Below are 14,663 nucleotides of genomic sequence, written 5' to 3'. Positions count from 1 at the left end.
CGCGGATGGCACGGATTTTACAGATTTACACGAATTATTTAACTGATTATTGTAGCTGAACACTAAAAACTGAGCACTGACCACTATTTTTCAAGGGCATAAACTAAAGTAAATTCTTCTATCTCTTCAAAATAAATATCAAAATCTTTTACCAGATTATCAAAATGCAGTTCAGCAATAGTTTGTTTACTTTCTAATTCGAAAGTATCGACTTTAATATGATCTTTGAAACTGATTCCTTTTTCGTTTCTAATTTTAAAAATCGCTTCTTTGGCGCCCCAAATTACGGTCAATTTTCGAATGTATTCTTGTGTTTTTTCAGTCGCGAAGCTTGGTGATAAAAATTGAAACTCCGAGTCACAGAATTTATCTGCGATTCGGATGATTTTATCTCTTTGCAATTCGATATCGATTCCTACGGTTTCGTCACTAATGATAATTGCCGAAAAATTATGAGAATGGGTTATAGAAATATGCCTCTCTCCGTTGAGATGCGGTTTCCCGACTTCATCATAATATAAATCCAAATCCGTGTGACCAGTTTCCTGTAATAATTTGCGAACACTCAGGAAGGCGCGTTGGTGCATTTCGGATTTCATTCCGTCAAGTCGGATACGATTGGTATCGTTTAAAACCACTTGTTCTAATAATTCTTGAAAAGATTCGGTTACTTTCCAAACGAGGATTTGGGTAGTGGAATTGACATGTATCGTTTTGTAAAGTGGCATCGTGTTATCTTGATTTTTAGCCCCGGTAGCAGCGGCATCCTTTTTTCACGCTTTTTTGCGTGTAAAAAGATATAGCGAATAACGGGAAATAGCTCCTGAAAAAAATTATTTAGTTAATGTTCAAAAGATTAGCGAATTAAACAATTCATAAATCTTTTAGAAAATAGTAAAATTCTAAAGTTATTACGTAAATTTGCAAAAAATTTTACACTTACAAATATACTATAAATGAGTACTACAACTATGCCTTTTGTGGCTTTCAAAGTAAAAGACATTTCTCTAGCGGCTTGGGGAAGAAAAGAAATTGAACTAGCAGAAGCTGAAATGCCAGGTTTAATGGCGCTTCGTGCTGAATACAAAAACGAACAACCACTTGCTGGTTCTCGTATTGCAGGATGTTTGCACATGACAATCCAGACTGCGGTTTTGATTGAAACGTTGATCGCTCTTGGTGCTGAAGTGACTTGGAGTTCTTGTAACATTTTCTCTACTCAAGATCAAGCTGCTGCTGCAATTGCTGCTGCAGGAATTCAAGTTTATGCTTGGAAAGGTTTGAACGAAGTAGATTTTGACTGGTGTATTGAGCAAACATTATTCTTTGGTGAAGACAGAAAACCATTGAACATGATTCTTGATGACGGTGGAGATTTGACTAATATGGTTATTGATCGTTACCCGGAATTGGTTGCTGGAATCAAAGGATTATCTGAAGAAACTACAACTGGAGTTCACAGATTATACGAAAGAGTAAAAGCTGGAACATTACCAATGCCTGCAATAAACGTTAATGACTCGGTTACTAAATCGAAATTTGACAACAAATACGGTTGTAAAGAAAGTGCTGTTGATGCTGTTCGTCGTGCAACTGACTTGATGCTAGCCGGAAAAAGAGTAATCGTTTGTGGATACGGTGACGTAGGAAAAGGAACTGCTGCTTCTTTTAGAGGTGCTGGTTCTATTGTTACCGTTACTGAAATTGACCCAATTTGTGCTTTACAAGCTGCAATGGACGGTTTTGAAGTAAAGAAATTAGATACTGTTGTTGGTAATGCTGATATTATCATCACGACAACTGGAAATAAAGATATTGTTTTGGGTTCTCATTTCGAAAAAATGAAAGACAAAACTGTTGTTTGTAACATCGGGCATTTTGATAACGAAATTGATATGGCTTGGTTGAACACGAACCACGGTGCATCAAAAGTGGAGATCAAACCACAAGTTGATAAATATACTATTGCTGGAAAAGACATTCTTATCTTGGCTGAAGGTCGTTTGGTAAACCTTGGTTGTGCTACAGGTCACCCAAGTTTTGTAATGAGTAACTCATTTACAAACCAAACTTTGGCTCAAATCGAATTGTGGAAAAACAGCGCGGCATACAACAATGACGTGTACATGTTACCAAAACATCTTGACGAAAAAGTGGCGATGTTACACTTGGCTAAACTAGGTGTTGAACTAGAAACGTTACGTGTTGACCAAGCTGATTATATTGGTGTTCCAGTTGAAGGTCCATTTAAACCAGAATATTACAGATACTAGATTTTAGATTGCTTCGCCTGTTCGCCTTTTAGGCTCGGGTGCTGATTAGCGATTTATGATTTCAGATTTAGGACCCTTACAGAGATGTGAGGGTTTTTTGTTTTTGGGTGCGACCCTTCGTAAAAAACTACGGATAGCGCTCGCACAAATTCGTTAGGTTAATCTGACAAGAAAACGCTTGTTTTCACAACTTAGTCAATTATTATTCGATACATTTACTTTTTTAAAAATAAACTCAACCGCATTTGAGTATATGCAACTATAACGACATTAGTTAAACATACTCAGCATATAATATAAAAACTAAGCATATATAAGTTAAAAGACATTTTATGAAGAACCTTTGGATAATCACTATACTTATTTCTACAATTTGTTATTCCCAAAAAACTTATTTCTTTGATTGCAAAATAGATTATGAATTCACAAATCATTTGGATTCAACAAAAAACTGTATTAAGACATATTACGTTAACTCAAAAGACAACACTTATTTTGTCTATAGAATTGCCATAGACAATGCAACATCAAAAATTGAATTTATTGACAGGAATGGAGCTTACTTACTGAAAAAAATTAATAATAAAATTTTTAATAATAAAATCATTTATATTAATAAATATGACGTCAAACATTATAGCTATCCATTCAAATATCAATTAAATAATTATAATTTTTCCGGAATTAATGATACTGTTCTGAATAGCAAGGTTTACAAACAAATCTCTTTTCTGAGCAATGATTTAAAGAGAACAAGAAAGAAAAAACTCGGCACTTTAATGTATATTTTGGACACCAATTTCGATCATCAACCTTTATTGGAATTTTCAACAGCATTTGAGGTTTGGAAAGTTAATAGAAAAATGCCAAATGGACTAATTATAGAATCACATCTAAGTGATTATGAAAATAAATTAGTTTTTAGTGAGAAGTTAAGACAAATAAACTCAATATCTATGAACTTAATTATACAAGAATAATATTAACAAAAAAGCCGACCATAAGGATTTTTCTTCAGTTCGATAAAGCAGATTTGCAACTTGTGCCCATAAACATAATCCTCAAAATCAACTTTCCACAACAATATCGAAAAACATAAAAAGCATCTCCACAAATACAAAGCAACAACATAGTAACATTACCAGATTAACCACTCTCTTCGAAGTCTCCTGACTTCGTAAGCAATATATGATATCAATTTCATCACAGCTTATTGTTTCAAATTAGTTAAAGCATAATCTAAATTGCATTAAACAATAATTATATAACTTTATGTCTAAATAACGATGCCAGATTACCAAAACTCTTTCGTAACTTCGTAAGTATTTAAAAATTAAATAATTATGAAAAATTATCTATTTATATTTTTACTCATATTGCCATTTTTTTGTATCGCACAAAGCACCATTAAAACCGATTCACTTGGCGCTCCTACCAAATCATACGGCAATTTTTCTAAAGTAATTGGATGGAAAGAAGGTGAAACACCGATAGCACCTCCGGGATTTACGGTGACAAAATATGCGGATGGTTTTAAAAACCCGCGTTGGATGTATGTAACCCCAAATGGAGATGTGTTGGTTGCTCAAAGTAATTCCAATTACAGCCTACTCAAACAAATTGGAGCCACACTGAAAGGCGTATGGAGGTCTAATAATTTAAAACACAGCGCTAATATTATTACCTTACTTCGAGACAGCAATAAAGATGGCATTCCCGATTTAAGGGAAACTTTTCTTACCGAGGGACTCAATCAACCTTTCGGTATGTTAGTGATAGGCAATTGGTTTTATGTTGCCAATACCAATGCAATATTGCGCTATCCGTATAAGGCAGGGCAAACAAGAATAACGGGCAAGGGAGAAAAGATTGTCGACCTTCCAGCAGGAAAGCACAACGGACACTGGTCCAGAAATATTATTGCCAATAGTGATAACTCAAAAATTTATATTGCGGTGGGTTCCGGGTCAAACATCGCCGAAGAAGGAATGGCAAACGAGTTACTCCGCGCCAATATATTAGAAGTAAATCCCGACGGTTCTGAATTGCGAGTCTTTGCAGCAGGACTCCGTAATCCAGTAGGAATGGGTTGGGCGCCAGGAACCAAAACACTTTGGACAGTGGTAAACGAACGTGATGGATTGGGAGACAACCTCGTTCCCGACTACCTGACTTCTGTTAAAGAAAATGGTTTTTATGGCTGGCCATACGCTTATTTTGGACAACATGTAGATGTAAGAGTAAAAGAAATGAAACCCGAATTAGTAAAAAAAACCTTGGTGCCTGATTTTCCTTTAGGTGCACATACAGCATCCCTTGGACTGGCATTTTATACAGGAACTTCTTTTCCTGAAAAGTACCGAAATGGTGCCTTTATAGCACAGCATGGCTCTTGGAATCGAAAAATAATATCAGGTTACCAAATGATTTTCGTCCCTTTTAAAGACGGGAAACCATCGGGCAAATCAGAAGACTTCCTTACTGGCTTCATTGTAGATCCGAAAAAGGATATCGTTCGTGGGAGACCAGTTGGTGTAATTGTCATACCCAATGGTGATTTACTACTTACGGACGACAAAACCAACACCATTTGGCGGGTAACCACCACAAAATAAAAGAATTTAAAAACCACTTTTTCATTATAAATCTCTCCAGTTGTGCAAAGCCTCCGACTTTGACCCGACTGCCCAGCTATGTCTCCAGTTCGATAGTGCAAATTTGCAATCTTTACCCATAAAACAAAAACGACTACAATAGTTGCAGTTTTTTTTTACTTTTGAAAAAAAATTAAAAATGCCAAAGAAACTTCTTGCCCTATGTTTAGTATTTATTTTTACTATAACACTACACAGCCAAAACAACCAACAAAAAACAGACAGCCAATGGCTGATAAAAAACACGAACGTTGTTGATGTCCTTTCCGGTAAAATATTAAAAAACAGAAACATTTTAATAGAGAACAACAAAATAATTGCCATAAGTAAAAAAAATAAAAATTATGACAACGTACCCGCTTCTAATCAAATAGACGCTGGTAATAAATACGTAATTCCTGGTCTATGGGACAATCATATCCATATTGAAGGCGAAAATCTTGTGGAAGATAATTTGGCTTTATTCCCGGTATATTTAGCCTATGGAATTACTACTGTTCGAGATTGCGCAAGTGATTTGGGAGAACAGGTATTGTCTTGGCGAGATCAAATAAACAATGGCAGTTTACTTGGCCCAACCATTTTTACAGCCGGAAGAAAACTAGAAGGAATAAACTCAATTTGGAAAGGTGATTTAGAAATCAGCAATGAAGCTGAACTCCATTCAATGCTTGATAAATTAGACAGCTACAAGGTAGATTTTGTTAAAATTACCGAGAGTACACTAGAAGTCCCTTTGTTTACAAAAAGCGTACTTGCCGCCCACAATAGAGGCTACCTCGTTTCCGGTCATATTCCGATAAATGTCAGTATTGAAACCTTAATTGACAATGGCTTTTCCAGCATCGAACATGCGAGCTACGTTTTACGATTAGGAAGTGATGAAAAGGAAATAATTTCAAAACTCAATTCCAAAGAAATCACAAGAGGTCAGGCTGAACAACTGTACAATAAAAATTTCAATCAAGAGAAAGCCATTTCGAATTATAAAAAACTGGCTAAAAAAGGAATGACAGTAACCCCTACATTAATAGGAGGCAAACAATTGGCTTATTTAGACGAAAACAATCATCAAAACGATGCATATCTTCAATATTTAACCAAGCGTTTTACGGATAATTATCAATGGCGAATTGGGAGAATGGCAGGCGAAACGGTCGAACAAAAGAAACAAAAGAAAGACAAATACAAACGCATAGCAAAACAAGTTCCATTGATGCAAAAAGCCGGTGTTACCATATTGGCAGGAAGCGATTCTGCTGCATTAAACACATTTGTTTATCCCGCAGCTGCCTTAATAGAAGAACTCGAGTTGTTTCAAAATGCCGGTATGCAACCCAAAGACATTTTGAAAACCGCCACCATTAACGGAGCAAAATTCTTAAAGAAGTCAGATAACATGGGTTCTATAAACGAAGGAAAAATAGCCGATTTGGTAATTCTGGATGAAAATCCTTTGATTGATATCAGAGCAATCAATAAAGTCCGTGCTGTTTTTACAAAAGGCCAATATTTTGACAGAGAAAATTTAAACAATATGTTAGAAACGGCGAAAAACAAAAAAATAGAATTGGATAAAAAAAGGAAATAATCATTCCGAGCTTACGAAATATCCCCAGTTTGGCAGAGATTTTACGTTTTTTCGGGTAGAGACGCACTGCAGTGCGTCTCTACGATGCATCCTACGGTGACGAACAATCAATAATTGATTCTCAAACGAACTACCCTATCGTTTTAAAAATCACGCAATCCATTCATTTTCCTTTCCCCTGGAGAGTCCCGAAGCTTCGGGCTGGGGTGAGGAAACAAAAAAACCCGCTTCTTTCGAAACGGGTTTTGAATAATTGAGAAAATCAATTATGCTTCAACTTCAAATGGAAGGATAGAAACGTATGATTTATTATCTCTTTTCTTTTGGAAGAAAACAACTCCATCTACTCTTGCGTGTAGTGTGTGATCTTTACTGATGTAAACGTTTGCACCTGGATTATGTTTTGAACCTCTTTGTCTTACGATGATGTTCCCAGCAATAGCAGCTTGACCACCAAAAATCTTAACACCTAAACGTTTTGATTCTGATTCTCTACCATTCTTAGAACTACCGACACCTTTCTTGTGAGCCATGACGTATTAGTTTTATATTTTGTTATTATTCTTGTGTATCTTCTTTTTTAGCTTTAGCTACCTTTTTCTTAGGAGCTTCTACTTCTTCTGTAGTTGCTTCAACTGCTGCTTTTTTAGGAGCCGCTTTTTTAGCACCAACACCAGTAATACCTTCAATTACAATTTGAGTAAGATATTGTCTGTGACCATTTCTCTTTTTGTATCCTTTTCTTCTTTTCTTTTTGAAAACGATAACTTTATCTCCTTTTAAGTGTTGTAACACTTTAGCTTCTACTGAAGCACCTTCTATAGCTGGGGCGCCTAAAGTGATAGTTCCGTTATCATCTAATAAAAGAACTTTGTCAAAAGAAACTTTTGAACCTTCTTCATTAGTCAAACGGTGAACATAAACCTTTAAGTCTTTGCTTACTTTGAACTGTTGCCCTGCTATCTCTACGATTGCATACATACTGAATTGTTTTAATAATTTTTAAGGTTGCAAATATACAATTAAATATTTAACCTGCAATTAGTAAAACAAAAAATATTCCCCAACACTAACTCCCTGATTTATCATACTTTTGAAGCCAATTGAGGAAAAACACAAATGAACAGTTGTTAAAGTTTTATTCTGTAGTATTTTTGATGTAACAATACCCTCTTTTTCGTTACTTATAGAAAATAAAAAATTATTAATCCATATGAAAAAATCAATAATGGCCTTAAGTACAGCGCTCATGCTTGGTGGAGTAGCTTCGGCTCAAAAAGTAGTTTTCGAAGAATACAATTTAGATAATGGCATGCATGTCATTTTACATAACGACCCTTCTGCGCCTGTAGTTGTTACTTCTGTGATGTATCATGTGGGTTCCAAAGATGAGAAACCGGATCGAACTGGTTTTGCCCATTTCTTTGAACATTTATTATTTGAAGGAACTGAAAACATCAAACGTGGTGAATGGATGAAAATTGTAAGTTCAAACGGAGGAACAAACAATGCTAACACTTCGGATGACAGAACGTACTATTACGAAGTATTTCCTTCTAATAATTTAGAATTAGCCCTTTGGATGGAATCCGAAAGATTAATGCATCCTGTAATCAATCAAATTGGTGTTGATACTCAAAATGAAGTAGTAAAAGAAGAGAAAAGAACTAGTTTTGACAATCGTCCTTATGGAAACATTCTTACGGTTGTAAAAGAAAACATGTTCAAGAATCATCCGTATCGCTGGACTACCATTGGTTCAATGAAGGATTTGGATGCCGCAACCTTAGAAGAATTTCAAGCATTCAATAAAAAATTCTACATTCCAAACAACGCTGTTTTAGTCGTTGCCGGTGATTTTGAAAAAAATCAAGCCAAAGAATGGATTCAGAAATATTTTGGACCAATAAAAAAAGGAACTGCTGTAACGAAACAAATTTTTGTTGAAGAACCAATCACTCAAACTGTAAAAGCTACATATCAGGATGCTAACATCCAGATTCCAATGTTAGTTGCTTCGTACAGAACACCCTCAATGAAAACAAGAGATGCCAGAGTTTTGGATTTCATCTCTTCTTATTTAAGTGATGGTAAAAGTTCTAAATTGTACAAAAAAATAGTTGATGAGAAAAAAATGGCCTTACAAATAGGTGCTGTTGGTTTTAGTCAGGAAGATTATGGAATGTATATTTTGTATGGCTTGCCAATGGGAACTAACACAGCCGCCGATATCCTAAAAGAAATTGATGAAGAAATTGTAAAAATTCAAACCGAATTAATTTCTGAAAAAGACTTTCAAAAATTACAAAATAAGTTTGACAATAATTTTGTGAATGCCAATTCAAATGTAGAGGGAATTGCCGAAAATTTAGCAACCTATTATATGCTTTATGGCGATATTAATTTAATTAACACCGAGATAGAACTTTTACACTCTATCACTCGTGAGGAAATTAGAGACGTTGCAAAAAAATATTTGAATCCAAACCAAAGATTACTTTTGGATTATATTCCTTCCACAGAACAGGCTAAAAACTAAGACATTCTAAATCATGAAAAAAACAAATATATTAGTATTCATTTTGTTGGTAACAGGAATTATGCAGGCACAAGATCGTACACAACCTAAACCTGGAGCTTCACCAGTAGTAAACATCAAAAAACCACAAACTTTTGTTATGTCAAATGGTTTGAAGGTAATGATTGTTGAAAATCATAAACTACCAAAAGTCAGCTTCAGTCTTTCGCTGGACAACGCTCCTTATGCTGAAGGCAATAAAAAAGGAGTTGATGAATTGACGAGCACCATGATAGGAAACGGGAGTAAAAAATTAGCAAAAGATGCTTTCAACGAAGAGATTGATTTTCTAGGGGCTGATCTTAATTTTAATTCACAGGGAGCTTATGCAAGCGCACTTTCTAAATATTCTAAACGAATATTGGAATTGATGTCTTACGGAGCTTTACACCCAAACTTTACTCAGGAAGAATTCGAGAAAGAGAAAGCGAAATTACTGGAAGGACTTAAATCTCAGGAAAAAAGTGTTCCTGCAATTGCAAACAGAGTTGTCGATGCACTTGCTTTTGGAAAAAACCACCCTTCAGGAGAATACATGACCGAAGAAACGATTAAAAACGTAACTCTTGCGGATATTCAAGCCAATTATGCTAATTATTTTGTTCCCGAAAACGCTTATCTGGTGATCATTGGAGACATCAAATACAAAGAAGCAAAACCAATTGTAGAGCAACTATTTGGATCTTGGCAAAAAAGAAGCACACCAAAACTGACCTACGCAACACCGGAAAATGTCCCGTTTACTCAAATCAATTTTGTTGATGTTCCTAATGCAGTACAATCGGAGATTTCATTAGTGAATACATTGAATTTAAAGATGAGTGATCCTGATTTCTTCCCTGCTGTAATCGCAACGTACATTCTTGGCGGTGACTTCAATAGTTACCTTAATATGAATTTAAGAGAAAAACACGCATGGACTTACGGTGCCAGTTCCATAATAGGAAGCGGAAAATACGTGACTAAATTAAGATCGACTTCGGCGGTAAGAAACGTAGTTACAGATAGCGCAGTAGTTGAATTCATCAAAGAAATTAAAAAAATACGTACTGAGAAAGTAAGCGAGGAATTGCTGAGCAACACTAAAGCCGGTTACATCGGACGATTTGTTATGCAGGTAGAAAAACCGCAATCAATTGCCCGATATGCCTTGAATATAGAGACAGAAGATCTTCCAAAAGATTTTTATGAAAATTATATCAAAACTATCAATGCAGTGACTGCAGATGATGTACTTCGTGCAGCCAACAAATATTTCCTTTTAGACAACAAACGAATCATTATTGCCGGAAAAGGGTCGGAAGTGATTCCTGCTTTGGAAAAACTAAAAATTCCAATGTTTTATTTTGACAAATACGGTAATCCATTGGAAAAACCCGTTTTCAAAAAAGACATTCCTGCAGGCGTAACTGCCAAAAGCGTTATTGACAATTACATCAAAGCTATTGGCGGAGAAAAAGCAGCTTCTGCCGTTAAAACGATTGTAATGAATGGAACTACAACTATTCCTCAAGCACCTTCTCCTTTAAGTTTTACTTCTAAGATAGATGCTAAAGGAAAATTAATGGTTGAATTAGCGATGGGAACCATGAGTTTGATGAAACAAGTTATCAATGAAAAAGGAGCTTACATCATGCAACAAGGGCAACGTAAAAACATTGAAGGGAATGATCTTACTGAAATGAAAGCAAGCGCAACAACTTTCGAAGAGTTATTGCTTTCTAAAAAAGAAGGATTGGTATTGAGCGGTATCGAAACAATCAGTGGAAAAGATGCGTATGCTGTAAAAAATGGAAAAACAACATTCTATTACGATGTAACTTCCGGACTGAAAGTATCCGAATCAAAAACAATGGTACAAGGTGGTCAAACCATCACTCAAACTACCAATTATGGGGATTACAAAGAAGTAAAAGGGGTTAAAATTCCTTTTAACATCATCCAAAATGTAGGATTTGAATTGGATATAAAAATGTCTGATGTAAAAATCAACGAAGGTGTTTCAGATGCTGATTTTCAATAATCAAAACTTGAATTAACAAACAAAGGCTGTCTTTTTAGGCAGCCTTTGTTGTTTTATGCTATTTAAACTTTCTTTTTACTGGAATAAAACAGTGTCTGTTAGTCATTTCGACGAAGGAGAAATCACAACAACAGAATCCAGTAAATTCTATGTTTACATGGTATTATAAAGTTTTTGAATAAATTTGTTGCTCTACTGAAATCTATCCTTTTCAAACTGATCACTGATCACTGAATACTGATCACTGAACACTACTTCTTAGCCGACAAATACACGCCGATTAAAACAATAAATGCACCAAAAAACTGAACCGGTGTAAGCATTTCATTGTCTAATAATCCCCAGCAAAAAGCAACAACAGGAATCAAATACGTTACCGAGGTAGCGAAAACCGGTGAAGACATTTGGATGAGTTTAAAGAACAGGATATTCGCAATTCCCGTTCCTACAACCCCAAGAACCATTATAAACAAAACCGATTCCTGCACATTCACATCGTGTACCACTTCGAAGAAACCGGAGAAAAACAAGATGATGAAGGCCGGAAAAAACAACACCATAAAGTTACCGGTAGTAATACTCAACGGACTCAAATCATGCAGGTGTTTTTTGATTAAATTCACATTGACTGCATAACATATTGAAGCTATTAAAACTAAAATAGCATAATAATAGTTTTGTTCCGGATGATGGATAGCCCCGTTCAAAATCAACAAGGCGCTTCCTATTAGACCAATCAGAATTCCAAAAATTTGATTTCTTTTGAATTGCAATCCAAAAACCAAAGCGCCTAAAATCAATGTATTCAAAGGAGTAAGAGAATTCAAAATAGAACTCACAGAACTATCAATTTCTGTCTGGGCTATCGCAAACAGGTAAGCTGGCATAAATGTCCCAAAAAGAGAAGTTAAGGCAATGAACTTCCATTTGTGCACTGGAATTTTGGATAAACTTTTAAATCCTATCAGCAATAAAAAAACAGCTGCAAAAATGATTCGCAACGATCCCAATTGTAAAGCTGTCAAACCAATTAGTCCTTTTTTTATTAATATAAATGAACTTCCCCAAACCAAGGCAAGAACCATCAAGTACACCCATTTTAACTGCTTCGATTCCATAAAAATAATTTTACCCCAAAATTGTAATTATTTTATGAATTAGTCCTCCTTTTTTTAATTAATTTTGCAGTTCAGAAACACGCTTTTAATCTTTAAAATTTACATCATAATGAATTTCAAAAAATCAATCGTAACGCTAGTACTTACAAGTGTTTTATTTTTAGGCTGTAAAGAAAAATCAGTAGATATCGTTTCAAAAGAAACTGCAGCAACAGAAGCTCCAAAAGTTAAAAAAGAAATTGTAGCTGCCAATCTTCAAACAGCGAGTTTCTCCGTAGAAGGAATGACATGCGCAGTAGGATGTGCCAAAACGATTCAAGAAGATTTGACCGGATTGGATGGCGTTCAAAAAGCAACGGTAGATTTTGACACAAAATTAGCCACCGTAACTTTTGACAAAACAGTTCAAACTCCAGAAAAATTGACTAAAGTTGTCGAAGCCGCTGCTGACGGTAAAACATACAAAGTTTCAAATATGAAGTCGTAATTCAGACTTTTACATTTTATAAAAAAAGCATTCGTTACTGGCGAATGCTTTTTTTATAAAAATATTATTTCCACTTCAGGGTTTCCATCAGTCGTTGCATGTCATTTTTGATATAACTTGCCGCTGGCATAATGGAGTCATAATTGGGTTTTGCATAGAAATAAACAGAGCCTGTTACAAAATGTTTGGTACTGTCTGTAGCATAAAACTGTGAATTCGTTGCCGCATTTCCTTCTACCTGATAAAACATCCCATAGACTTTTTTGTCTGAATTCAAATACGGTTGCTCCAGAATATCATCCGCTTTTATCACGTGTTCATAAGTCAATTTTTGCGCATCACGCAACAGTACATTAATATTTTTCGTCACTGGTTTATAGGTGAGATAAATGGTTGCTTTCATTTTTGGGTACGTAATCGTGAATCCACAATCAGTCTCTTTTTTGATAATGGCATCCGAATTCATTTCGAAAGCAAAAGGACATTCATTTTCGAAATTTACATATTTGGCTTCCGGATAATCCAATCGCAGATAGCTTGATGGTTTTGGCAGGACATCATCTTTGCAACTAAAACTCAAAAATGAGATTGTGATTATTGCCGAAAAAGTGATTATTTTTTTAAACATTTTTACTTATTCAATCGTTACTTTTATTTGTTTAACCCGTTTTTTATCTACTGCTTCTACTGTAAACAGACAGTTTTCGAATGAAATTTTCTGATCTTTTTTTGGAAAATTTCCTAAAATTTCAAGAATAAACCCGGCCAGCGTTTCGGCTTCTCCTTTTTTGATTTCAAATAATTCTTCGTCGACATCAATTATCCTATAAAAATCCTTGAGGTTTATTTTTCCTTCAAAAAGGTAATTTCTATCGTCAATTTGGGAAAAATTAATATTCTCGTCGTCAAATTCATCGCTGATATCTCCTACAATTTCTTCAATAACATCTTCCAAAGAAACCAGTCCGGAAGTTCCTCCATATTCATCGACTACAATCGCCAAATGGCTTTTCATACTCTGAAAATCTTTAAGTAAATTGTCCAATTTTTTATTTTCAGGAACAAAGAAAGGCTCTCGCAACAATGATTTCCAATCAAATTCGTTTGTATTAATATGTGGAAGCAAATCTTTGACATACAAAACGCCTTCTATCTGGTCTATATTGTCTCGGTAAACCGGAATTCTGGAATATCCTTTTTCTATTATTTTGGGACAAATAACGGAAAAGGATTCGTCTATTTCTAAAGCAAAAATATCGATTCGAGGACTCATAACTTGTCTCGTATCGGTATTTCCAAAGCTTACAATTCCTTCTAAAATTTTTTGCTCTTCTGTAGAAGTTTCATCCGAAGCGGTTAGTTCTAAGGCTTGTGACAATTGATCGACAGAGAAATTTGTTTTTTGTTTACCTAATTTGTTATGCAAATAAATAGTGGCAGCGCGCATGGGTAAACTTATTGGCGAAAGCAATTTATCCAGAAAAGCAATTGGATAAACAATCAGCTTCGCAAATTTTGTGTTGTTTCTACTGGCATATACTTTAGGCAAGACCTGACCGAATAATAAAATTAAAAAAGTCGCCGTCAGTACTTCCAGAATAAATTTTAAAAGTGGTGCTGTTACTGCCGAAAAAATAGTTTCCCCAACAAACGAAAATAATAATACTATGGAAATATTGATGAAATTATTAGCAACAAGAAGTGTCGCTACCAGTTTTTTCGGTTTTTCTAAAAGTTCAGCAATAATTTTCCCTTTGGAGTTATTTTCTTGTACCGTTTCGTCAATGTCTTTTTGTGACAACGAAAACAAGGCTACTTCAGCACCTGAAATTAAAGCGGAACAAAACAACAAAATGACTATTCCTGTAAAGCCAAATACTACATTAGCATCATTAGCGTAAGCAAAAGATAAACTGGGCTCTGGGTCCAAATTAGTTAA

13 protein-coding genes are annotated in these 14,663 nt (G+C 35.1%); 7 read left to right on the top strand and 6 right to left on the bottom strand.

Going from position 1 to position 14,663, the window contains the following annotated elements; all coding sequences use genetic code 11:
- Positions 1–83: 83 nt before the first annotated feature.
- Positions 84–728, bottom strand: coding sequence for a 4'-phosphopantetheinyl transferase family protein (locus tag E0I61_RS03900; protein WP_131990329.1), 645 nt, complete (start codon positions 726–728; stop codon positions 84–86).
- 228 nt (positions 729–956) lie between these two features.
- Here E0I61_RS03900 and ahcY point away from each other — a divergent pair, with 228 nt between their 5' ends.
- The 4 genes from ahcY (at position 957) to E0I61_RS03880 (ending at position 6,518) form a co-directional block, all read left to right on the top strand.
- Positions 957–2,273 carry an adenosylhomocysteinase gene (gene ahcY / locus E0I61_RS03895; RefSeq protein ID WP_131990330.1) on the top strand — a complete coding sequence of 439 codons (1,317 nt, stop codon included), beginning with the start codon at positions 957–959 and terminating at the stop codon, positions 2,271–2,273.
- Between the two features lie 332 nt (positions 2,274–2,605).
- Complete coding sequence (locus E0I61_RS03890; RefSeq protein ID WP_132069526.1) at positions 2,606–3,253, top strand: hypothetical protein; 648 nt, start codon at positions 2,606–2,608, stop codon at positions 3,251–3,253.
- Between the two features lie 363 nt (positions 3,254–3,616).
- Positions 3,617–4,888, top strand: coding sequence for a PQQ-dependent sugar dehydrogenase (locus E0I61_RS03885; RefSeq protein WP_132069524.1), 1,272 nt, complete (start codon positions 3,617–3,619; stop codon positions 4,886–4,888).
- A gap of 178 nt (positions 4,889–5,066) precedes the next feature.
- Positions 5,067–6,518 carry an amidohydrolase family protein gene (locus E0I61_RS03880; RefSeq protein WP_132069521.1) on the top strand — a complete coding sequence of 484 codons (1,452 nt, stop codon included), beginning with the start codon at positions 5,067–5,069 and terminating at the stop codon, positions 6,516–6,518.
- 266 nt (positions 6,519–6,784) lie between these two features.
- Here the strand turns inward: E0I61_RS03880 and rpmA are convergent, their stop codons facing one another.
- Both rpmA and rplU read right to left on the bottom strand, forming a co-directional pair.
- The gene (gene rpmA, locus E0I61_RS03875; RefSeq protein ID WP_086453627.1) at positions 6,785–7,051 is read right to left on the bottom strand and encodes a 50S ribosomal protein L27; all 267 of its coding nucleotides are present in this window, start codon (positions 7,049–7,051) and stop codon (positions 6,785–6,787) included.
- A 25-nt stretch (positions 7,052–7,076) separates the two neighbouring features.
- A complete protein-coding gene (gene rplU / locus E0I61_RS03870) occupies positions 7,077–7,499 on the bottom strand; it encodes a 50S ribosomal protein L21 (protein WP_131990334.1) in 423 nt (140 codons plus the stop codon).
- A 232-nt stretch (positions 7,500–7,731) separates the two neighbouring features.
- Between rplU and E0I61_RS03865 the strand changes: the two genes are divergently transcribed.
- Both E0I61_RS03865 and E0I61_RS03860 read left to right on the top strand, forming a co-directional pair.
- Positions 7,732–9,057, top strand: coding sequence for a M16 family metallopeptidase (locus E0I61_RS03865; protein ID WP_132069519.1), 1,326 nt, complete (start codon positions 7,732–7,734; stop codon positions 9,055–9,057).
- A 13-nt stretch (positions 9,058–9,070) separates the two neighbouring features.
- Positions 9,071–11,119 carry a M16 family metallopeptidase gene (locus E0I61_RS03860; protein WP_235832058.1) on the top strand — a complete coding sequence of 683 codons (2,049 nt, stop codon included), beginning with the start codon at positions 9,071–9,073 and terminating at the stop codon, positions 11,117–11,119.
- Between the two features lie 251 nt (positions 11,120–11,370).
- Here the strand turns inward: E0I61_RS03860 and E0I61_RS03855 are convergent, their stop codons facing one another.
- Positions 11,371–12,237: a DMT family transporter gene (locus E0I61_RS03855; protein WP_132069516.1), complete on the bottom strand. Its 867-nt coding sequence runs from the start codon at positions 12,235–12,237 to the stop codon at positions 11,371–11,373.
- A 109-nt stretch (positions 12,238–12,346) separates the two neighbouring features.
- Between E0I61_RS03855 and E0I61_RS03850 the strand changes: the two genes are divergently transcribed.
- The gene (locus tag E0I61_RS03850) at positions 12,347–12,724 is read left to right on the top strand and encodes a heavy-metal-associated domain-containing protein (RefSeq protein ID WP_131990337.1); all 378 of its coding nucleotides are present in this window, start codon (positions 12,347–12,349) and stop codon (positions 12,722–12,724) included.
- Between the two features lie 64 nt (positions 12,725–12,788).
- Here E0I61_RS03850 and gldD read toward each other — a convergent pair whose 3' ends face one another.
- Positions 12,789–13,352, bottom strand: a complete 564-nt coding sequence (gene gldD / locus E0I61_RS03845) for a gliding motility lipoprotein GldD (RefSeq protein WP_131990338.1) — start codon at positions 13,350–13,352, stop codon at positions 12,789–12,791.
- Positions 13,353–13,358: 6 nt separating this feature from the next.
- Positions 13,359–14,654, bottom strand: coding sequence for a gliding motility-associated protein GldE (locus E0I61_RS03840; RefSeq protein WP_132069514.1), 1,296 nt, complete (start codon positions 14,652–14,654; stop codon positions 13,359–13,361).
- Positions 14,655–14,663: the final 9 nt, after the last annotated feature.

Source organism: Flavobacterium ranwuense (assembly GCF_004349315.1).
Taxonomy (GTDB): Bacteria; Bacteroidota; Bacteroidia; order Flavobacteriales; family Flavobacteriaceae; genus Flavobacterium; species Flavobacterium ranwuense.
Note: the sequence above shows the minus strand (reverse complement) of the source record. Positions and strands in the feature narration are given on the sequence as shown.